The following is a 20382-nucleotide window of genomic DNA, read 5'->3' as shown; positions in this document are numbered from 1 at the left end:
GCCCGACGACGGTAACCGGGCCGGGCCCGGCGCACCTCCGTCGCGAGGACGAGATCTACGGCGCCGCGGTGACCTCCGGCGGACCCATGGCGTCCGGCCCGCGCCGGTCGGTGCGCAGCTCCACGGTCACCTCGCGGGACCCGCCGCGCGGTGACCGGGTGTGCAGCGCGGCCCGCACCCGGTACGCGTGCTCGGCGGTGCGCCCGATCCGCAGCAGCCCGAGCGCCTCCGGATTGCCGCGGCCGAGCCCGGTCAGCGAGACGGCGACGTCGTCGTCGTCCGGGCCGGGTCGGATCACCGCCCGGCTGCGCAGGTCACCGATCCGGGCCAGCTCGGCGCCGGGGGCGTAGGGGTCGCGGACCGCCGATCCGCCGGACAGCGCCCGCAGCAGCTTCGCGGGCACCGCGAACAGCGTCTCGAACAGGGTGGACCCGGCGACCAGCGACATCGGCGAGGACACCAGCTCCAGCAGCGGCAGCGACGGCGCGTGCCCGACGTAGCTGGCGTGGATGTCGCCGCCGACGGTCACCGTGGGGCGTCCGGCCCGGGCGGTGACCAGGCCGTCCCAGAGCCGGGCGTACTGGTCGGGGTAGTCGGCGATCTGCAGGTCGATCGCGCGTTCCACCCGGGCGCCGAGCGGGCGGTCCCGCAGCCGCGTCCGGTACGGCGGCACCAGCAGCGGCTGCGGGGTGACCAGCACCAGCACGGGTGCCTCGGCGGCGATGGCGAGCACCTGCTCCAGCGCCGCGGCGTCGACGAACGCCGACAGTGCCGGGTCGTCGGTCCGCCGGGTGCGCCGGGTCCGGGTGTCCAGCAGCACGATCTGCACGTCGTCGAGGTCGATCCGCTGCACCACCTGGTTGAGCGGCCGGTGCACCCGGCCGGGCGGGTCGTGCCGGGGCGGGCGGTGCGGATCAGCGGCAGGATCGTCGTCGAGCTCGCCGCGGGTGATCCGGCCGGTGTCGCGGTCGCGCACGCTCGGCGTCTGGAACGAGCCGTACAGGTCGAACGCGGCCCGCCCCCAGGCGTCCCACTCGTCGGGGTGCGGCGGGTGGTAGTTCTGCACCAGCGGATCGTCCGGCGCCGGGCCGGGATCGGCCGGGACGGGCACCGGATCGCCGGGCCGCCGCCGGGCCAGCGCCAGCTGCCTGCGGACGGCGCCGACCGTCGCGCGGGCGATGTTGGCGTAGGAGTGCCGGGCGGTGACCGAGGACTGCGGCCAGTTGTTCCAGAACTCGTGATCGTCGGGCAGGAACCAGTGCGGGCCGTGGGTGAGCAGCGCGCGCATCCCGAGATGGCGGTGCTCGCCGTAGCGCTGCATCCCCCAGGACGTCCAGTACTCCAGCAGCCCGTAGCTGCGCGGGGTGCTGCGGGCCATCGTCCCGTAGAACTTCGCGGGCGCGTCGGCGTAGACCTGGTCGCCGGTCAGCAGCGTCAGGTCCGGCTCCGCGATCCCGTCGCGCAGCCTGCGGAACGCGGCGTCGAGCGCGTTCGTGGTGTCGGTGTCGGCGTCGTAGCAGGATCCGACCAGCGCGGTCAGCTCGCCGCCGATCCCGATCCGGTGCGGGAGCGTCCGCACCCGGCAGGACGCCCGCCGGTGCTCCTCGCGCAGCCCGGCCACCGGGGCGAGCTCGACCGACGCCTCGCCCCAGCTGTCCGGCTCCAGCCGGTCGACGACGACGTGGCCGTGGAAGAACCGGGTGCCCGACCGCCAGCCGGTGACCGGGCGCTCGGAGTCGAACCCGAACCGCAGCAGCTCGGTGGTCACCGGCCCGCCGGTGCCGAGATCGACCCGCACGGTCGCGGTCAGCGTCTCGGCGGCGCAGCCGTGCACCAGCGCGCCGATCCACAGCCGCACCTGCCGGGTCCCGGCGTCCTTCCCGACGACGAGCAGGCCCGGCTCGATGTCGCCCTCCGGGCCGCCGCGGTGCCCGAGCAGCCACTGGCCCAGCCGGAACAGGGCGTGCTGGAAGCGCCGCACGGGCGCCGTCGCCTCGGTCATGCCACCAGCCTGTCAGCCCCGGAACTGCTCTGCGACACCCATCACGTACTCACCGTAACCGGAGCCGGCCTGGCGGGCGCCGAGCGCGTGGCAGGCGTCGGCGTCGATGAAGCCCATCCGCAGGGCGACCTCCTCGACGCAGGCGATCCGCACGCCCTGCCGGTTCTCCAGCACCCGGACGTACTGGCCGGCGTCCATCAGCGACTCGTGGGTGCCGGTGTCGAGCCAGGCGAAGCCGCGGCCGAGGTCCTGCAGCTCGGCCCGGCCCTGCTCCAGGTAGACCCGGTTGACGTCGGTGATCTCCAGCTCGCCGCGGGCGGACGGGGTGATCGAGGCGGCGATGTCGACGACCTGGGAGTCGTAGAGGTAGAGCCCGGTGATCGCGCGGTCGGAGCGCGGCTTCTCCGGCTTCTCCTCGATGGACACCAGCCGGCCGTCGGCGTCCGCCTCGCCGACGCCGTAGCGCTCCGGGTCGCGCACCGGATAACCGAACAGCACGCAGCCGGTCCGCCCGCTCGCGACGTCGGCGGCCCGCCGGCGGAGCATGCTCCCGAACGACGCGCCGTGGAAGATGTTGTCGCCCAGCACCAGCGCCGACGGCCCGCCGCGGACGTGCTCGGCCCCGATCACGAACGCCTCGGCCAGGCCGTTCGGGCTGGGCTGCTCGGCGTAGCCGATCTCCAGGCCGAGCTCGGCGCCGTCGCCGAGCAGCCGCTGGAAGCCGGGCAGGTCGTGCGGGGTGGAGATCAGCAGGATCTCCCGGATCCCGGCCAGCATCAGCGTGGTCAGCGGGTGGTAGATCATCGGCTTGTCGTAGACCGGCAGCAGCTGCTTCGAGACCGCCCGGGTGAGCGGGAAGAGCCTGCTGCCGGTGCCCCCGGCCAGGATGATCCCCTTCGTCACGGTCGGCTTCCCTCCAGATAGCGCGCGAGCGACGCCGGCCACTCCGGCAGCTCGACGCCCAGTGCGGCGGCCCGGCCGAGGTCGAGGACCGAGTTCGCCGGCCGGGGGGCGGCGCCGGGCTTGTCGGCGAAGTACTCGTCACTGCCCACCGCGGTGATAGCACCCGGATCGTGTCCTGTGCGCCGGAACACCTCCCGCGCCAGGTCCGCCCAGCTCAGCGGCTCGCCGCCGTTCGTCAGGTGGTAGACGCCGGGCGGCCGGTCGACCAGCGCGAGCAGCCCGGCCGCGAGGTCGTCGGCGAAGGTGGGCCTGCCGAACTGGTCGTCGACCACGGACGGTGCGACGCCGCGCTCGGCCAGCCGTCGCATGGTGGCGACGAAGTTCCCGCCGGCTCCCACCACCCAGCTCGTCCGCACCACCCAGTGCCGGGGGACCGTCGCCGCGACCAGCTCGCCCGCCGCCTTGGACGCGCCGTACACGCTGAGCGGGGACAGCGCGGCGTCGACCGGGATCGGCCCCGGCGCCGTGCCGTCGAACACGTACTCGGTCGAGACGTGCACCAGACCGGCGCCCGCCGCGGTGGCGGCACGTGCGAGGTTGGCCACACCCCCGGCGTTCACCCGCCACGCCGCCGCCCGGTCGGTCTCCGCCCGGTCGACCGCGGTGTAGGCGGCCGCGTTGACGACGATGTCCACGTCGGAGAGGTCGAGGGCGGCCACCTGGTCGGGCGACCCGATGTCCAGATCGGCCGAGGTGAGGGCACGGGCACCGGGCAGCGCCGCGGTCAGCGCTTGTCCCAGCTGGCCGCCCGCGCCGACGATGACGGCGCGCGGGGGTAATGAAGCCACGGCTTCTCCCGAGAAGATCAGGTGTGTGGGCTGAGGAAGCTAACAGCCCGGAATCCAGGAGGTGGGCATGCGGCTGGTCGTGACCGGCGGAGCGGGCTTCATCGGCTCGCACCTCGTGCGCACCGTCCTCGCCGACCGGCACCCGTCGCTGGCCGGTGCCGAGGTGGTGGTGCTCGACGCGTTCACCTACGCCGGCCGGATGGAGAACCTGGCCCCGGTGCGCGACTCCCCGCGGCTGCGGGTCGAGCACGCCGACATCCGCGATCCCGCCCGGGTCCGCGAGGTGCTCACCGGCGCCGACCTGGTGCTGCACCTGGCCGCCGAGACGCACGTGGACCGCTCGATCACCGGCGCCGCGGACTTCGTGACCACCAACGTGGTCGGCACCCAGGTGCTGCTGCAGGCGGCGCTCGATCTGGGCGTCGGCCGGTTCGTGCACGTCTCCACCGACGAGGTGTACGGCTCGATCGAGGACGGCTCGTGGCCGGAGACCGATCCGCTGGAGCCGAACTCGCCGTACGCGGCGGCGAAGGCGGGCAGCGACCTGCTGGCCCGCTCGTACCACCGCACGCACGGCCTGGACGTCGTGGTGACCCGCTGCTCGAACAACTACGGCCCGTACCAGTTCCCGGAGAAGGTGATCCCGCTGTTCGTCAGCAACCTGCTCGACGGCCGGCCGGTCCCGCTCTACGGCGACGGCGGCAACGTCCGCGACTGGCTGCACGTCGACGACCACTGCCACGGCATCGCGCTGGCGGCGGCGAAGGGCCGGGCCGGCGAGGTCTACAACATCGGCGGTGGCACCGAGCTGAGCAACCGCGAGCTCACCCACCGGCTGCTCGCCGAGGTCGGCGCGGGGGAGGACATGATCGAGCGGGTGGCCGACCGCAAGGGGCACGACCGCCGGTACTCGGTGGACTGGACGAAGATCCGCGACGAGCTGGGGTACGCGCCCCGGGTGCCGTTCGACGAGGGACTGGCCGCGACCGTGGCCTGGTACCGGGACAACCGTGACTGGTGGGAGGCACTGCGCACGTGAAGGCCACCGAACTCTCCATCGACGGGCTGTGGCTGTTCGAGCCGACCGTCTTCCCGGACGACCGCGGGTCGTTCACCGCGCCGTTCCAGGGGCCGGCGTTCCGCGAGGCGCTCGGCTTCGACCTGACCGTGGCCCAGGCGAACCAGTCGGTGAGCCGGCGCGGGGTGATCCGCGGCGTGCACTTCGCCGACGTCCCGCCGGGCCAGGCGAAGTACGTGCACGTCGCCGAGGGCGCCGTCCGCGACGTCGTGGTCGACCTGCGGGTGGGCTCGCCGACGTTCGGCCGGTTCGAGGTCGTCGATCTCGACGCCGGGTCGTTGCGCGCGCTGTACCTGGCGGAGGGGCTGGGGCACGCGTTCCAGGCGCTGAGCGACCGGGCGACGGTCGGGTACCTGTGCTCGACGCCGTACGCCCCGGCGGCCGAGCACGGCATCGACCCGCTGGACCCGGAGCTGGGGCTGCCCTGGGCGGACGGCGTCCCGCCGGTGCTGTCGGCGAAGGACCGGGCCGCCCCCACCCTGCGGCACGCGCTGGACACCGGGATGTTGCCCTCTCGCGAACTCTGTGACGTCCGGTATCAGCAGCTCCGGGCGGATGGTTAGTCTCCGGCCATGGCGCAGAGCAACGAGCTTGCCGAATCACCGCGGGCCCCGGAGGCGCTCAGGATCTCGGTGATCGGGTGCGGCTACCTGGGCGCGGTGCACGCCGCGTCGATGGCGGAGCTGGGGCACGAGGTCGTCGGGGTCGAGGTCGACGTCGAGAAGGCCGAGGCGCTGGCCGCCGGCCGGGTCCCGTTCTTCGAGCCCGGCTTCGAGGAGCTGCTGCGGCGCTCGCTGGCGTCCGGCCGGCTGAGCTTCTCCCCGGACATGAAGGCGGCGACCGGGGCGGCGGTGCACTTCGTGTGCGTCGGCACCCCGCAGCGCCGCGGCGAGTACGCGGCCGACCTGACCTACGTGGAGGCGGCGACGTCGTCGCTGCTCGACGTGCTGGGCCCCGGCGAGCTGGTGGTCGGCAAGTCCACCGTCCCGGTCGGGACGGCGGCGAGGCTGGCCGAGCTGGTCGCCGAGCGGGTGCCGGAGGCGGCGCTGGCCTGGAACCCGGAGTTCCTGCGCGAGGGCTTCGCGGTGCAGGACACCCTGCACCCGGACCGCCTGGTCTACGGCGTGCCGGACGGCGGACCGGTCGACGCCGAGGCGCTGCTGGACCGGGTGTACGCGCGGATCGTCGCCGACGACACCCCCAAGGTCGTCACCGACTACGCCACCGCCGAGATGGTGAAGACCGCCGCCAACTCCTTCCTGGCGACCAAGATCTCCTTCATCAACGCGATGGCCGAGCTGTGCGAGGCCACCGGCGCCGACGTCAAGCAGCTCGCCGACGCGATCGGGCACGACGACCGGATCGGCCGCAAGTTCCTCAACGCCGGGCTCGGGTTCGGCGGCGGCTGCCTGCCCAAGGACATCCGGGCGTTCATGGCCCGGGCCGGTGAGCTGGGCGCCGACCAGGCGCTCACCTTCCTGCGCGAGGTCGACAACATCAACATGCGGCGCCGGATCCGGATGGTGGAGCTGGCCCGCCAGGTGTGCGACGACTCGCTGCTCGGCAAGCGGATCGCCGTGCTGGGGGCCGCCTTCAAGCCGGACTCCGACGACATCCGGGACTCCCCGGCGCTCAACGTCGCCGCCCAGTTGCAGCTGCAGGGCGCGAGCGTGCGGGTCACCGATCCGCAGGCGCTGCCCAACGTGCGCCGGCAGTGGTCGCAGCTCGACTGCGTCGACACCCCCGAGGAGGCCGCCGAGGGTGCCGACGCGGTGCTGCTGCTCACCGAGTGGCGGCAGTACAAGGAGCTGGACCCGGCCGCGTTCGGTGCGGTGGTGCGGACCCGGCGGGTGCTCGACGGCCGCAACGCGCTCGACCGGGAGGCGTGGGAGGCCGCCGGCTGGACCTACCGCGCGCTGGGCAGGCGCAACGCCTGACGCTGCGCGAGCGCCCACTCGGTGAACCCGGTGGTGGGCAGGCCGAGGTCGCGGGCCGCCTGCGGCACGGCCGGGGACGGGTACCGGGCGCTGAACTGCTGCGCCCGGACGAACACCTCGGGCAGGCCCGCGGCGCGGGCGACCTCCGGATCGTCGGAGACCGTGATCGCGAGGTCCCAGGCCTCGGACAGGGCGGCCGCGGCGGCCCGGAAGCTGATCCGCTCACCGGCCAGCTCCAGGACGACGCCGTCGAACCGGTCCGACTCGGCGAACGCGGCGGCCGCCGCGGCGCCGATGTCGGCCAGTGCGACGAACGGCTGCGCCACGTCGGCGTCAGCGGCCAGGATCATCCGCTCCGGGTCGCCCCCGGCGTGGTACATCGAGGGCTGCAGGAAGTTCTCCATGAACCCGGCCGGGCGCAGCACGGTGACCCGGCCCGCGCCGCTGCCGGTGAGCAGCCGCTCCGCCGCGAGCTTGGTCCGCCAGTAGTGCGGCATGTGCTCGCCCCAGGTCAGCGGGTCCACCGCGCCGGCGAGCCCGTGCAGGCCGGCTCCGCTGACCGAGGTGTGCACGACCTGCTCCACTCCGGCCGCGCGGACCGCGTCCGCGATCGCGCCGGCGTGCCGCAGCTCGCGGTCGCCGAGCAGGTCGGTCAGGTCCGGCATCTGCACCGAGAACACCGCCCGCGCGCCGCGGGCCGCCGCGGCCACCGACGCCGGATCGTCGAGATCGCCGGTGACCAGGTCGATCCCGGCCCCGGCGAGTGCCAGGGCCTGTTCGGTGCCGGGATCGCGGACCAGAGCGCGCACCGGCCGCCCGGCCGCCCGCACCGCCCGGGCCACCGCACCGCCCTGCTTGCCGGTCGCTCCGGTCACGAGTACCGCGTCGTCCATCGTCGTCCCCTCATCAGGAGAAACGGAGATGTTCTCCGTTTCGCTCCCGCTACGATATGGAGAACCACCCCGTTTGTCGAACGCCGGAGCTGCCGATGACCCCGACCACCGGTCGCGCCGACCGCAGGCGGAACCGGGAACGGCTGATCGAGGCCGCCGCCGAGGTGTTCCGGCGGGACGGGCCGGCCGCCCCGCTGGAGGAGATCGCCCGCCGCGCCGGGGTCGGCTCGGCCACCCTGCACCGGCACTTCGGCTCCCGCCGGGACCTGCTCGAAGCGGTGTGCGCCGACGGGATCGACCAGCTCTGCGTGCGCGCCGGCGAGCTCGCGGCGGGCGACGGCGACGCCGCGGCCGACCTGTGGGGCTGGCTCGACGAGCTGGTCCGCTTCGCCTCGGCGACCCGCGGCGTGGTCGCCGTGCTGCTCACCGAGCCGGAGCTGCCGGTCTGCCACAGCAGCCGGTTGCGCGAGGTCGCCGGACCGCTGCGGAGCCGGGCCGCCGCGGCCGGGGCGGTGCACCCCGGGGCGACCGTGGACGACCTGCTCGCCGTCGTCACCGGGATCTCCCGGGTCACCGACGACGATCCGGAGGCCGGGAGCAGGCTGCTGGGTCTGGTCCGGGCCGGGATCGGGTCGCAGCGGATCGAATCGGCCACGCGAGGGTGACGCGCAAGGGCGGAGCGTGATCGACTGATTGCGCAGCGGCACGAGAGGTGGGCTCGACGGCCGCATCCGAGCGGGAGGCCCGACGCGTGAGTACCGATCTCCGTGCTGTCATCGACGATGCCCCGATGCGCGCCTTCCAGTGGCGGGCGATCGCGATCTGCGTGCTGCTGAACGTGCTGGACGGCTTCGACGTGCTGGTCATGGCGTTCACCGGCCGGACCGTCGCGCAGGAGTGGGGGCTCGGCGGCGCCGAGCTGGGCCTGCTGCTCTCCGCCGGGCTGGTCGGGATGGCGGCCGGCTCGCTCGCGCTCGCCCCGGTCGCCGACCGGATCGGCCGCCGCCCGGTGATCCTGATCGGGCTGCTCGTGGCCGGCAGCGGGATGCTGCTGTCCTCGCTCGCGCCGTCCGCGGTCGCGCTGGGTGCGCTGCGGGTGCTCACCGGGTTCGGCGTCGGCGGGGTGCTGGCCTGCAGCACCACCATCGCCACCGAGTACGCCGCGCGCCGCTGGCGGCCGCTCGCGGTCGGTCTGGTCGGGATCGGCTACGCCGGCGGCGCGACGCTCGGCGGCCTGCTCGCCGTCACCATGATCGAGGCGTTCGGCTGGCGGGCCGTCTTCCTGACCGGCGGGCTCGCCACCCTCGCCGCCGTGCCGGTGGTGCTGCTCGCGCTGCCCGAGTCGCTGCAGTTCCTGCTCACCCGCCGCCCGGCGGGCGCGCTGGACCGGGTCAACCGGCTGCTGGCCGGGCTGCGGGCGCCCACGCTGTCCGAGCTGCCGCCGCCGGTCGCCGGTGCGGCCGCCGCCGGGGGCGGCTTCCGCGCCCTGCTGGCACCCGGCGTGCGGCCCACCACGCTGCGCCTGTGGGCGCTGTTCTTCCTGATCATGGCCGGGTTCTACGTCGTCACCAGCTGGACGCCGACGCTGCTGGTCGAGGCCGGACTGTCCGAGTCGCAGGGGCTCACCGGCGGCACCCTGCTCAACCTCGGCGGGATCTTCGGCACCCTGCTGCTGGGGCTGCTGGCCGCGCGCTGGGCGCTGCGCACCGTGCTCACCGGGTACCTGCTCGCGACCGGCCTGCTGCTCGCGGTGTTCCTGCCCGCACTGGGCTGGCTGGCACTGGCCTTCTCGATCGGGATCGTGATCGGGGTGGTGGTGAACGGCTGCGTCGGCGGCATGTACGCGCTCACCGCGACCGCCTACGACGACGGCATCCGGGCCACCGGGGTCGGCGCGGCCATCGGGATCGGCCGGATCGGCGCCGTCGTCGCCCCGACCGCCGCCGGGGCGCTGCTCGACGCCGGCTGGACGCCGAACGCGCTCTACCTCGGCTGCGCGGTGCTGTTCGCGCTCGGCGCCGCCGTGCTGCTGACCTTCCGGCCCGCCGTCGCGCCTGCGCCGGCGGCCGGGCTGCAGTAGGAACGGGGGGTGACCTCGCACCCGGTGCTGGCCGGTTCCGACCGGGAGTCCTACGGCTCCCTGCACCGCCGGTCCACGCCGCGCGCCGAGCGCTACCGGATCGGCCGGGGCCTGCGGAGGACCGCGCCGCGGTCCACGCTGGCGTCCTGGGCGTCGGCGCTGCGCCGGGTCGATCCGGTCGACCTGGTCGAGGCGACGAACGCGGGCCGGGTGCCCGAGCTCGTCCCGCTGCGGATCCAGCGGATGAGCGCCTCCCCGCACGCCTTCCTGCGCGGGGCGGCCGCGCTGCACGCCGCCGACTTCGCGGTGCTGCCCGCCACCGGCATCCATCCGGTCATCTGCGGCGACGCGCACCTGGGCAACTTCGGCTTCTACGCCTCGCCGGAGCGCGAGCTGGTCTTCGACCTCAACGACTTCGACGAGGCCCATCCCGGTGCCTGGGAGTGGGACCTGCGCAGGCTGGTCGCCTCCACCTGGACGGCCGGACGGGACTCCGGGGCGTCCGAGCGGCAGTGCGAGGAGGCGGTCCGCCGCTGCGTGCGCGCCTACGCCGAGCACCTGCGGGCGCTGGCCGAGCAGCCGCTGCTGGGCCGCTCGTTCGACGTGATGGACGTCGACACGCTGCGCTCGGACACCGGCAACAAGCGGGCCCGGCGGGCCGTCGACAAGGCCGCCGAACGCGCCCGCACCCGGACCAGCGACCGCGCGCTGCCCCGGTTCGTGACCGACGACGGCGGGGAGCGCCGGATCGTCACCGAGCCGCCGCTGATCACCCATCCCGACGACGAGCACACCGAGCGGATCCTGGCCGCGCTGGACGGCTACCTGGCGACCCTGCCGCCGCACTGGGCGCGCATCCTCGGCGGCTACCACGCCGTCGACGTGGCCCACAAGGTCGTCGGCGTCGGCTCGGTCGGCCTGCGCGCCTATCTCGTGCTGTGCGAGGGTTCCAGCCCGGACGACGTGCTGTTCCTGCAGCTCAAGCAGGCCCGCCGGTCGGTGGTCGCGCCGTTCGTGCACGGCACCGAGGCGTGGCACGACCACCAGGGACAGCGCGTCGTCGAGTACCAGCAGGCACTGCAGACGGTGTCCGATCCGCTGCTCGGCTGGACCAGCATCCACAGCAGCCGGCACGGCCTCCAGCAGTTCTACGTGCGCCAGTTCCGGGACATGAAGGGGGCGATCGTCCCGGACCGGCTGGACGGCCCGGCGCTCGCCGACTACGCCGCCGTCTGCGGCCAGCTGCTCGCGAAGGGACACGCCCGCACGTCCGGCGCGTCGATGATCGCCGGCTACCTGGGCGGCGGCGGGCGGGTGGCGGACGCGTTGTGCGCCTTCGCCCGCGCCTACGCCGACCAGACCGAGGCCGATCACGACTCCTTGCTGCGCGCAATCCGTTCCGGACGCCTGTCGGATCGGACACCTGGGCAGGTGCCGGGCGGCGCCATCGGCTAGGTTCTGGCCCCGTGACCGTCGTCGAGACACTCCTGGTCTACGTGGTCGCGCCGGTGGTTCTGTACTTCGCGATCTGGGGATGGATCGCAGTGCGCAGCCGGAGCGGCCGCTCCCGCAACACGGCGGGGGACGCGTGGCCGTACGAGCCCCTGTTCTGGATCGCCAACCCGGCCGGTGCCGCGCACGACGCTGCGCACGCATCGGCGGACGGCAGCGACGCGCGAGGAGGTACCGGTGGGAAGTGGTAGCGGCGTCGCCGTCTTCCAGGGCAACGAGGACGAGCTGCCCGAGGGCTCGGTCGTCACCAACTCCGGCCGCCTGTCGGTGGCCCGCGAGTTCCGTGAGCCGGACCCGTCCGAGCAGCCCTTCACCCCGGTGCAGCTCGCCCGCCTGGACGACGCGCTGACCCTCACCAGCCGGGAGACCGGCCTGCGGTTCGCGCTCTACCTCGGCGACCTCGGCGACGACGCACGGCGGACCGCGGTCGACCTGCACAGCCGGATCGAGGGCTACGACGACGCCGTGCTGGTCGCGGTCAGCCCCGGGCAGCGGCTGCTGGAGATCGTCACCGGGGCCGAGGCCAAGGTCCGGCTCCCGGACCGCGGCGCCAAGCTCGCCCTGATGAGCATGGTGGCCTCCTTCAAGGAGGGTGACCTGTTCAACGGACTGCTGTCCGGTCTGCGGATGCTGGCCGACCAGGCCGGCACCCGGCGCTGACCTCGGCGTTCCACCCCGACCGGGCACGCGGCCGCCGCACCGGCGGACGCACCAGCCGCGTGTCCGGTACGTGGACGACACCACGAAGGGCCGAACGGTTCTAAGGTGTCTTTATGTCGTCCCCGGAGGGGGCGGTCAGGGAATGACCGCCGGGAGCCCGATCCTGATCGTCGACGACCACGAGCTGGTCGGTTCGGCGCTCGCGCTCAACCTGCGCGCCGAGGGTGAGGACGCCACCTTCTTCCCGGTGCGGTCGGCGGCCGCGGTGCTGGAGCGCGCCCGCACCGGCGAGCCCGGCCTGATCGTGCTGGACCTCGATCTCGGACGGGACCCCGACGGCAACCGGATCGACGGCGTGCAGCTGGTCGGCCCGCTGGTCGACGCGGGCTGGCGGGTGGTCGTGCTGTCCGGCAGCTCGGACGCCGGCCGGGTGGGCGCCGCGCTGGACGCGGGGGGCTTCGTGTTCGTCCCGAAGAACGCGCCGTTCCCGGCGCTGCTGAACGCGATCCGGGAGGCCCGGATGGGACGCTCCGTGATGCCGCCGGGGCGGCGCGAACAGTTCATCCAGCTGCACCGGGACCGCGAGCAGGAACGTCGCGAGCTCTACGGAAAGCTCGGGAAGCTCACGCAGCGCGAGCGCGAGGTGCTGGCGCTGCTGGCGGGCGGGAAGCGGGCCCAGGCGGTGGCCGACCACTTCGTCGTGTCGCTGGCGACGGTCCGGACCCAGATCCGCGCGGTCCTCACGAAGCTCGAGGTCGGTTCCCAGCTCGAGGCCGTGGCGTTGTATCGGAAGGCCGCAGGCATCTGACCTGCAATTACACTGAATGGTCCTACGTAGTTGGGGCAAAAGGTCCTATGGTGGACCGACCGTGCTCGACCGTACGCTCCGTCACGACAAGGCCGTTCGTCCGCAAGGGTGACCCCCTCTCGCCTTGTGTCACCGGCGTCATATCATTGACCATTCATCAATCTGGGGGATACGGAGCGTAACTTGGCGGCCGGCAGCTTCAGCGGTGTCCTCGGGCGGCACCGCCGCGCGCGGTTCATCGCCGGGCATCTCGCGGATCTCCTGGTGGTCGTCACGCTCTGTGTCGTCGTCGTCGCGGTCACCCGCCCCCAGGTCGTCGGCGGCTGGATCGACGTCGCGACCGCCACCGCCGTCCTGACCCTCGTCGCGGCCGCGTTCGGCTCGGCCGCCGCGATCGTCGCCCTGGTCACCGGCCGGCTCACCGGCGATCCGCGGCCCTCCTGGTTCGGCGCGGCGCTGCTGCTCTACGGCGTCGTGCTGCTGCCGATGTCGGCGCTGGTCGTGCAGAACAACCCGGACGGTGTCGCCCGGCTCGCGGTGCTGTCGATGCTGGTGATCGGGCTGTGCATCCTGATCGCGGCGCTCCGCCCGCCGGCCCGGCTCGGCGCGTGGGGCGGCTGGGCGCTGATCGCGCTCGCCCTCGCGGTCGGCGCGACCGTCGCGCTGCAGGAGGAGAGCCCGTTCACCACGCTGCTCGCCGGCAGCCCGCTGACCTCGCTGGTCGCGCAGGCCGGGTGGGCGACGGTCGCGGTGCTGTTCCTGCTCGACGGCTACCGGCGGCAGAGCCGGATCCGGGCCCGGCTCGGCCTCGGGCTGCTGGTGATCGCGGTGTCCCAGCTCTACCGCACGGTGGTGCCGTCCGAGCCGGCCACCGGCCTGGCGTACCCGTCGCTGCGGATCCTCGGCATGGCGGTGGTGCTCTCCGCCCTGCTCACCATGGCGCTGCGCGCGGTCAGCCAGATCCAGGACGACTACGACCGGCTGCAGGAGACCCTCGGCGACGCGACGCTGCTGCTGGAACGGGCGGCCGGGCAGGCGGCCGAGCGCGATCACGAGCTGCGCAACGGGCTCGCCGGTCTCGCCGGCGCGGCCTACCTGCTCTCGCACGGCAGCGGCGACCCGCAGACCGGGCAGCTCCGCGACGCCGTGCTGACCGAGCTGGGCAGGCTGCGCGAGATGCTGGAGAACCCGCTGACCGCGCACGTCGAGGACGTCCCGGCGGTGGCGCAGGCCGACCCGATGATCGACGAGCGGGACGCCGAGCTGCTCGACCTGGGCCCCCGCTTCAGCCCGGCGGCGACCGCGGCCGAGCCGGCCGAGGTCCCCGACTCGCACCGGGTGGACGTCGTGCTGCGCCAGCTGGTGAGCCTGCGCGCGGAGCTCCCGATCCGGCTCGACGTCGACGACGACCTCCCGGTCGTCGCGGCGCCGGACACGGTGACCCGGCAGGTCGTCACCAACCTGCTCGCCAACTGCGACCGGCACGCACACGGCGCCCCGGTCGAGGTCCGCGGGCGCACCGCCGACGAGCCCGGGTTCGTGACCGTCGAGGTCCGCGACGAGGGCCCCGGCCTCCCGGACGGGCAGGACGAGCTGGTGATCACCCGCGGGGTGCACGACGAGCGGGCCGGCGGGTCCGGCCTCGGGCTGCACATCAGCGCCCAGCTGGCGCAGGAGTACGGCGGCGAGCTGGTACTCCGGACGGCGCACGACCCGCGGGGCTGCCTCGCCGTGCTCACCCTTCCGGCCGTCACCTGATCGGGGCGTTCGGGCAGCCGGAACCGCAGGTCAGGCCACCGAGGGCTACTTCGAAGCGGACAGTCATTCCCCGGAAGCCCGTTCTGATCCCATACTGGACGTCGACGGTGTCCGCCGAGCGACGACGCACGGGCCACCGTCCGTACGAAGGAGGTCACCATGGCGCACCCGCACGACGGCGCGGAGAGCACCGCAGGATCGCGGCCGAACGGACGCCGGTCGATGTCGCACCCCACGACCCCCTCGGCAGCGGTCCTCACACCGCCGACCGGCCTGCCCGCGGTCGAGCCGACGGCCCCGCCGCGGATCCCGGCACAGCGGACCCCGGCCACCCCCACCCCGCCGGCGCCGGTGGACGCGGGGGTGCGGACGTGTTCCTGCGGGCACCCGGAGGAGATGCACGAGCACTACCGTCCCGGCACCGACTGCGGGGCCTGCGGGGCACGCACCTGCAGCTCGTTCCGGCTCGACGGAGAGGACCGGCCCGCCGGCCGGCTCCGCGGGCTGCTGCGGCGCCGCCGCGGCTGACCGCCCGGCCGGGCCGGCGGGACGCGAGGTCCCGCCGGCGCGGTGACGTCCCGGGCGGCTACGGCTGCTCGACCGCGGTCGCCTGGTCCGGCGTCGAGGGGGTCGGCTGGGCGTCGAACTCGCGCGCGGCGAGCGCCCGCACGATCCCGGCCCGGCCCTCCGACACCAGCCGGCGCAGCGCCGCCGGCTTGGAGTCGTCGGCCAGCCAGTGGTCGGCGGCGTCGACCGTCTGCTGGTCCACCGCCCACGACGGGAACAGCCCGATCACCACGTTCTGCGCCAGCTCCGAGGTGCGGCGCGCCCAGACGCCGTCGATCTCGGCGAAGTAGCGCTCGACGTAGTCGCCCAGCAGCCCGCGCTGCGCGGGGTGCGAGAACCCGGCGATGATCGACTCGTTGACCGCGTTCGGCAGCGTGTCGTCGTGCACGGCGCGCTGCCAGGCCCGCTCCTTCGCCTCCGCGGTCGGCACCAGCGCGCGGGCCCGCTCGGCGTGCCGGGCGCCGGTCGAGGTCGGGTCGCGCTGCTCCTCCTCGGCGATCTCGGTCTCGCCGGCCTTCCCGTGCGCGACCAGCGCGTGCAGCAGCCGCCAGCGCAGGTCGGTGTCCACGGTCAGCCCGTCCGGGACCCGGACGTCGAGCAGCCAGCCCTTCATCGAGTCCAGGGTGTTCTCCGGCAGCACCGACGCGGCGAGCGCGTTCACCACGGCGAGCTGGACGTCGGACCCGGGCGGGGCGGTGTCCAGGCGGAACCGCAGCGCGTCGGTCAGCAGCGGCCAGCCCCGGCCGGTCGCCCACTCGGGCGTGCAGTACGAGGCGGTCGCCGTCTGCGCCTGCAGCAGCAGCCGCTGGACCACGCCGATCTCGGACTCGGTGTCGAACCCGCCGGCGACCAGGGTGACGAAGTCGCGGGCCTTCAGCTCGGCCTCGCGGGTCATCTCCCAGGCCGAGGACCAGCACAGGGTGCGCGGCAGCGGATCGGCGATGTCGCCGATCCGGTCGACCAGGGTGGCCAGCGAGCCCGGGTCCAGGCGCAGCGCGCAGTAGGTGAGGTCGTCGTCGTTGACCAGCACCAGCTTGCCGCGGGGCAGCCCCACCAGCTCGGGGACCGCGGTGCGCTCGCCGGACACGTCGAGCTCCACCCGCTGGGTCCGGACCAGCTTGCCGGTCGCCGGGTCGTCGTCGTACACGCCGACGGCGATCCGGTGCGTCCGCAGCTCACCGGCGCCCGGCCGGGCGCCACCCTGCACGACGTCGAAGCTGGTGAACTTCCCGGCCTCGTCGACCCGGAAGGACGGCCGCAGCAGGTTCAGGCCGGTGGTGCGCAGCCACTGCGCGCCCCAGTCGGACAGGTCCCGGCCGGACGCCTTCTCCAGCGAGCCCAGCAGGTCGTCGAAGGTCGCGTTGCCCCAGGCGTGCGCGGCGAAGTAGTCGCGCAGCCCGGCCAGGAACGGCTCCAGGCCGACGTAGGCGACCAGCTGCTTGAGCACCGAGGCGCCCTTGGCGTAGGTGATGCCGTCGAAGTTCACCTCGACGGCCTGCAGGTCCGGGATGTCCGCGGCCACCGGGTGGGTGGAGGGCAGCTGGTCCTGGCGGTAGGCCCAGGACTTCTCCAGGTTCGCGAACGTCGTCCAGGCGTTCGTGTACTCGGTCGCCTCGGCCTGGCACAGCACCGACGCCCAGGTGGCGAACGACTCGTTCAGCCACAGGTCGTCCCACCAGCGCATGGTCACGAGATCGCCGAACCACATGTGCGCCATCTCGTGCAGGATCGTCTCGGCGCGCCGCTCGTAGAGGGTGCGGGTGACCCGGGACCGGAAGACGTAGTCCTCGAGGAAGGTGACGGCGCCCGCGTTCTCCATCGCGCCCGCGTTGAACTCGGGCACGAAGAGCTGGTCGTACTTGCCGAACGGGTAGGTCACCCCGAAGTTGCGGTGGTAGAACTCGAAGCCCTGCTTCGTCTCGGTGAAGATCCGCTCGTGGTCCATGTGCGGGGCCAGCGAGGCGCGGCAGAAGATGCCGAGCGGGATCTCGCCGAACTCGTCGCGGTAGGTGTCGTGCCAGCTCTCGTACGGCCCGGCGATCAGCGCGACCAGGTAGGTGGAGAGGATCTCGGTCTGCTCGAAGCGGTGCACGCTGGCGCCGCCGCCCAGGGCGTCGACCGCCCCCGGCGCGTTCGAGACGACCTTCCAGCCCTCCGGCGCGGTCACCGTGAGGGTGTAGCGGGCCTTGAGATCGGGCTGGTCGAAGCAGGGGAACAGCCGCTTGCAGTCCGCGGTCTCGAACTGCGAGTACAGGTAGACGCCGCAGTCGACCGGATCGACGAAGCGGTGCAGGCCCTCGCCGGTGTTCGTGTAGCGGCCGGTGGAGACGACCGTCAGCTCGTTGTCGGCGGCCAGGCCGGGCAGCGCCAGGCCGTCGGACTCGGTCCAGCCGGAGACGTCGAGGGCGGTGCCGTTCAGCTCGGCCGAGGTGATGCCCTCGCCCACCCACTCGATCCAGGTGCTCCCACCGGGCTCGGTGGCGGTGAAGCGGACGGTGGTGGTCACCGCGAAGGTCCGCTCCGACGGGGCGCCCGCGCCGTCGGTGAGGTCGATCGTGACGTCGTAGGTCGACACCGCGATCTGCGCCGCGCGCTGCTCGGCCTGGGTGCGGGTCAGGTTGGGCGGGGTCATGGAGGTGCTCGGGTCCTCTCCGGGATCGGTGTCGCAGGGCATCCAATCACGTGCCCCGGTGGGCGGCGTGCGGAATCTCCGCGCACCGTCCGTCGTTGCGTCGGTCATGACGACTGCTGCTGGTGGAGGCCGTGCCCGGGTCGACGTCTGGTTCGACCCGCTGTGTCCGTGGGCGTGGCTGACCTCCCGCTGGGTGCTGGAGGTCGAGAAGGTCCGCGAGGTCGACGTGAGCTGGCACGTGATGAGCCTCGCGGTGCTCAACGAGGGGCGCGACCTGCCCGAACAGTACGTCGAGATGATGCGGAAGGCGTGGGGCCCGGTGCGGGTCTGCATCGCCGCCGCCGAGCAGCACGGCGAGCAGGTGCTGGCCCCGCTCTACACCGCGCTCGGCGAGCGGATCCACAACCAGCAGAACAAGGACTTCGACGACGTGATCGCCGGGGCGCTCAAGGAGCTGAACCTGCCGGCGTCGCTGGCCGAGGCCGCGCACAGCACGGAGTGGGACGACAAGCTCAGGACCAGCCACCACGAGGGCATGGACCCGGTCGGGCTGGACGTCGGCACCCCCACCATCCACGTCGACGGTGTCGCGTTCTTCGGCCCGGTGATCTCCCGGGTGCCGAAGGGCGAGGACGCCGGACGGCTGTTCGACGGCGCCCGGCTGATGGCGGAGAACCCGCACTTCTTCGAGCTGAAGCGGACCCGGACCGAGGACCCGTCGTTCGACTACTGATCCGCGTGTGAGTATCGGGGGATGAGCACCCTCCAGCACTTCATCGACGGCGCCGACGTGACCGGGGGCGCCGAGCGGATCGAGGTGACGGACCCGGCGACCGGCGCGGTCGTCGGATCCGTCCCGGCCGGCACCGCCCAGGACGTCGACCGCGCCGTCGCCGCCGCCCGCGCCGCGTTCCCCGGCTGGTCGGCCACGCCGGTGGCCGAGCGCGCTGCCGTGGTGCAGCGGATCTCCGACGGCATCAAGGAACGGGCCGGCGAGATCGCCGCCACCATCACCGCCGAGATGGGATCGCCGATCACCTTCTCGCAGAAGGTCCAGGTCGCGATGCCGGTCGGCTCGTCCGCGGCGTTCGCGGCGCTGGCCGCGGACTTCGCCTGGACCGAGGAGATCGGGAACTCGCTGGTCGTCCGCGAGCCGGTCGGGGTGGTCGGCGCGATCACGCCGTGGAACTACCCGCTGCACCAGATCGTCGCCAAGGTCGCCCCGGCGCTGCTCGCCGGCAACACGGTCGTGCTCAAGCCGACCGAGGTCGCGCCGCTGACCGCGCAGATCCTGGCCCGGATCACCGTGGCCGCCGGGCTACCGGCCGGCGCGTTCAACATCGTGCACGGCACCGGCCCGGTCGTCGGCGAGGCGATCGCCGCCCATCCGGACGTCGACATGGTCTCCTTCACCGGCTCGACCCGGGCCGGGAAGCGGGTGTCGGTGGTCGCGTCGGACACCGTGAAGCGGGTCTCGCTGGAGCTCGGCGGCAAGTCCGCGAACGTGATCCTCGACGACGCCGACCTGGGCAAGGCGGTCAAGGTCGGCCTGGGGAACGCCTGGATCAACGGCGGCCAGACCTGCACCGCGTGGACCCGGATGCTGGTCCCGGCCGCCCGCCAGGACGAGATCGTGTCCCAGCTCGTCGACGCCGCGCAGCGCTACACCGTCGGCGACCCGACCGACCCGTCCACCCGGATCGGGCCGATGTCGTCGGCCGCTCAGCAGGAGCGGGTGCGCTCCTACGTCGAGCGCGGCGTCGCCGACGGCGCGCGGCTGGTGTTCGGCGGGCCGGAGCCGGTCGACGGGCTGGACGGCGCCTACGTCCGGCCGACGATCTTCGCCGACGTCGCGCCGGACGCCGTCATCGCCCAGGAGGAGATCTTCGGCCCGGTGCTCTCGGTGATCCCCTACGCCGACGAGGAGCAGGCCGTGCAGATCGCGAACAGCACCGTCTACGGCCTGGCCGGCGCGGTGTTCGGCGAGCAGGAGCACGCGCTCGCGGTCGCCCGGCGGCTGCGGACCGGGCAGGTCGACGTGAACGGCGGGGCGTTCAACATCCTGGCGCCGTTCGGTGGGTACAAGCAGTCCGGCAACGGGCGCGAGCTGGGACGCTTCGGGCTGGAGGAGTTCCTGGAGACGAAGTCCATCCAGCGCTGACGCTCGGCGCGGGCGCGGGCGCGGGCGCGGGCGCGGGTGCGGGTGCGCCGCGGGTGCGGGAGCGTCGCGCCGCGGGTGCGGGTGCGTCGCGCCGCGGGTGCGGGTGCGTCGCGCCGCGGGTGCGGGCGCCGCACCCGACGGACTCGTGCCCCGCTCGGACGTCGCACCCCTGGTGCGTCCCCGCACCTGCTCCAACAGGTGCGGGGCCGGATAAGGGGTGCGGCGTCGCGCCCCGCTCGGGCGTCGCACCCCGCTCGGGCGTCGCACCCCGCTCGGGCGTCGCGCCCCGCTCGGGCGTCGCACCCCGCTCGGACGTCGCACCCCTGGTGCGTCCCCGCACCTGCTCCAACAGGTGCGGGGCCGGATAAGGGGTGCGGCGTCGCGCCCCGCTTCGCCGTCGCACCCGTGGCGCGGTGTCGCACCCCTGGCGCGGTGTCGCACCCCTGGCGCGGCATCGCACCCCTGGCGAGGCATCGCACCCGCTGCAACGGGTGCGAGGTCGCACACGGGGTGCGACCCAGGGCCGGCGCGGACGTGATCACC

The 20382-nt window shown here is 73.8% G+C and carries 18 protein-coding genes; 13 read left to right on the top strand and 5 right to left on the bottom strand.

The features are described 5' to 3' along the window. Positions 1-55: 55 nt before the first annotated feature. From ABD160_RS07380 to rfbD, 3 genes are read right to left on the bottom strand one after another with little or no spacing between them, the layout of a single operon-like run. On the bottom strand, positions 56-2002 hold the full coding sequence (locus ABD160_RS07380) for an alkaline phosphatase D family protein (RefSeq protein ID WP_344019744.1): 1947 nt from the start codon (positions 2000-2002) through the stop codon (positions 56-58). Between the two features lie 12 nt (positions 2003-2014). Further along, the gene (rfbA, locus tag ABD160_RS07375; protein ID WP_344019742.1) at positions 2015-2905 is read right to left on the bottom strand and encodes a glucose-1-phosphate thymidylyltransferase RfbA; all 891 of its coding nucleotides are present in this window, start codon (positions 2903-2905) and stop codon (positions 2015-2017) included. Beyond that, on the bottom strand, positions 2902-3753 hold the full coding sequence (gene rfbD, locus ABD160_RS07370) for a dTDP-4-dehydrorhamnose reductase (protein WP_344019740.1): 852 nt from the start codon (positions 3751-3753) through the stop codon (positions 2902-2904). The genes rfbA and rfbD overlap by 4 nt, the downstream gene beginning before the upstream one ends. 67 nt (positions 3754-3820) lie before the next feature. On the opposite strand from rfbD, the gene rfbB reads away from it, so the two are divergent. Genes rfbB through ABD160_RS07355 form a run of 3 tightly spaced genes read left to right on the top strand, consistent with a single transcriptional unit; the run spans position 3821 to position 6768 of the window. Continuing rightward, positions 3821-4792 carry a dTDP-glucose 4,6-dehydratase gene (rfbB, locus tag ABD160_RS07365; protein WP_344019738.1) on the top strand — a complete coding sequence of 324 codons (972 nt, stop codon included), beginning with the start codon at positions 3821-3823 and terminating at the stop codon, positions 4790-4792. Next, positions 4789-5394, top strand: a complete 606-nt coding sequence (locus tag ABD160_RS07360) for a dTDP-4-dehydrorhamnose 3,5-epimerase family protein (RefSeq protein WP_344019736.1) — start codon at positions 4789-4791, stop codon at positions 5392-5394. Before rfbB ends, ABD160_RS07360 begins: the two co-directional genes overlap by 4 nt. 9 nt (positions 5395-5403) lie before the next feature. Further along, positions 5404-6768 (top strand): UDP-glucose dehydrogenase family protein, encoded by a 1365-nt coding sequence (locus tag ABD160_RS07355; protein WP_344019734.1) that lies wholly within the window; start codon positions 5404-5406, stop codon positions 6766-6768. On the opposite strand, the gene ABD160_RS07350 is transcribed toward ABD160_RS07355, so the two are convergent. Next, positions 6738-7661, bottom strand: a complete 924-nt coding sequence (locus tag ABD160_RS07350; RefSeq protein WP_344019732.1) for an NmrA family NAD(P)-binding protein — start codon at positions 7659-7661, stop codon at positions 6738-6740. The two genes, ABD160_RS07355 and ABD160_RS07350, sit on opposite strands and share 31 nt — an antisense overlap. Positions 7662-7756: 95 nt before the next feature. Here ABD160_RS07350 and ABD160_RS07345 point away from each other — a divergent pair, with 95 nt between their 5' ends. From ABD160_RS07345 to ABD160_RS07310, 8 genes are all read left to right on the top strand, one after another. Then, entirely contained in the window at positions 7757-8326 is a 570-nt protein-coding gene (locus tag ABD160_RS07345) for a TetR/AcrR family transcriptional regulator (RefSeq protein WP_344019730.1), read from the top strand. A gap of 125 nt (positions 8327-8451) precedes the next feature. Further along, positions 8452-9741 carry an MFS transporter gene (locus ABD160_RS07340; protein WP_344019728.1) on the top strand — a complete coding sequence of 430 codons (1290 nt, stop codon included), beginning with the start codon at positions 8452-8454 and terminating at the stop codon, positions 9739-9741. A 9-nt stretch (positions 9742-9750) separates the two neighbouring features. Further along, complete coding sequence (locus ABD160_RS07335) at positions 9751-11196, top strand: DUF2252 domain-containing protein (protein ID WP_344019726.1); 1446 nt, start codon at positions 9751-9753, stop codon at positions 11194-11196. An 11-nt stretch (positions 11197-11207) separates the two neighbouring features. Next, positions 11208-11444 carry an aa3-type cytochrome oxidase subunit CtaJ gene (gene ctaJ / locus ABD160_RS07330; protein ID WP_344019724.1) on the top strand — a complete coding sequence of 79 codons (237 nt, stop codon included), beginning with the start codon at positions 11208-11210 and terminating at the stop codon, positions 11442-11444. Further along, positions 11431-11913, top strand: a complete 483-nt coding sequence (locus ABD160_RS07325) for a DUF5130 family protein (RefSeq protein WP_344019722.1) — start codon at positions 11431-11433, stop codon at positions 11911-11913. The genes ctaJ and ABD160_RS07325 overlap by 14 nt, the downstream gene beginning before the upstream one ends. 142 nt (positions 11914-12055) lie before the next feature. Beyond that, complete coding sequence (locus ABD160_RS07320) at positions 12056-12721, top strand: response regulator transcription factor (protein WP_344019720.1); 666 nt, start codon at positions 12056-12058, stop codon at positions 12719-12721. A 183-nt stretch (positions 12722-12904) separates the two neighbouring features. After that, entirely contained in the window at positions 12905-14479 is a 1575-nt protein-coding gene (locus ABD160_RS07315; protein WP_344019718.1) for a sensor histidine kinase, read from the top strand. A 159-nt stretch (positions 14480-14638) separates the two neighbouring features. Continuing rightward, complete coding sequence (locus ABD160_RS07310; RefSeq protein ID WP_344019716.1) at positions 14639-15007, top strand: (Fe-S)-binding protein; 369 nt, start codon at positions 14639-14641, stop codon at positions 15005-15007. A gap of 58 nt (positions 15008-15065) precedes the next feature. Here the strand turns inward: ABD160_RS07310 and pepN are convergent, their stop codons facing one another. Continuing rightward, on the bottom strand, positions 15066-17678 hold the full coding sequence (gene pepN, locus ABD160_RS07305; protein ID WP_344019714.1) for an aminopeptidase N: 2613 nt from the start codon (positions 17676-17678) through the stop codon (positions 15066-15068). Positions 17679-17784: 106 nt separating this feature from the next. Here pepN and ABD160_RS07300 point away from each other — a divergent pair, with 106 nt between their 5' ends. Together ABD160_RS07300 and ABD160_RS07295 are read left to right on the top strand one after the other, a co-directional pair. Continuing rightward, the gene (locus tag ABD160_RS07300; RefSeq protein ID WP_344019712.1) at positions 17785-18411 is read left to right on the top strand and encodes a mycothiol-dependent nitroreductase Rv2466c family protein; all 627 of its coding nucleotides are present in this window, start codon (positions 17785-17787) and stop codon (positions 18409-18411) included. A 21-nt stretch (positions 18412-18432) separates the two neighbouring features. After that, positions 18433-19839, top strand: coding sequence for an aldehyde dehydrogenase family protein (locus tag ABD160_RS07295; RefSeq protein WP_344019710.1), 1407 nt, complete (start codon positions 18433-18435; stop codon positions 19837-19839). Positions 19840-20382: the final 543 nt, after the last annotated feature.

Source organism: Pseudonocardia kongjuensis (assembly GCF_039526905.1).
In the GTDB taxonomy this organism is placed as follows: Bacteria; Actinomycetota; Actinomycetes; order Mycobacteriales; family Pseudonocardiaceae; genus Pseudonocardia; species Pseudonocardia kongjuensis.
Note: the sequence above shows the minus strand (reverse complement) of the source record. Positions and strands in the feature narration are given on the sequence as shown.

Coding starts and splice junctions, on each gene's coding strand:
- ABD160_RS07380 (WP_344019744.1), bottom strand. CDS start 2,002: ATGACCGAGGCGACGGCGCCCGTGCGGCGCTTCCAGCACGCCCTGTTC.
- rfbB (WP_344019738.1), top strand. CDS start 3,821: ATGCGGCTGGTCGTGACCGGCGGAGCGGGCTTCATCGGCTCGCACCTC.
- ABD160_RS07355 (WP_344019734.1), top strand. CDS start 5,404: ATGGCGCAGAGCAACGAGCTTGCCGAATCACCGCGGGCCCCGGAGGCG.
- ABD160_RS07350 (WP_344019732.1), bottom strand. CDS start 7,661: ATGGACGACGCGGTACTCGTGACCGGAGCGACCGGCAAGCAGGGCGGT.
- ABD160_RS07345 (WP_344019730.1), top strand. CDS start 7,757: ATGACCCCGACCACCGGTCGCGCCGACCGCAGGCGGAACCGGGAACGG.
- ABD160_RS07340 (WP_344019728.1), top strand. CDS start 8,452: ATGCGCGCCTTCCAGTGGCGGGCGATCGCGATCTGCGTGCTGCTGAAC.
- ABD160_RS07320 (WP_344019720.1), top strand. CDS start 12,056: ATGACCGCCGGGAGCCCGATCCTGATCGTCGACGACCACGAGCTGGTC.
- ABD160_RS07310 (WP_344019716.1), top strand. CDS start 14,639: ATGGCGCACCCGCACGACGGCGCGGAGAGCACCGCAGGATCGCGGCCG.
- pepN (WP_344019714.1), bottom strand. CDS start 17,678: ATGACCCCGCCCAACCTGACCCGCACCCAGGCCGAGCAGCGCGCGGCG.
- ABD160_RS07300 (WP_344019712.1), top strand. CDS start 17,785: ATGACGACTGCTGCTGGTGGAGGCCGTGCCCGGGTCGACGTCTGGTTC.
- ABD160_RS07295 (WP_344019710.1), top strand. CDS start 18,433: ATGAGCACCCTCCAGCACTTCATCGACGGCGCCGACGTGACCGGGGGC.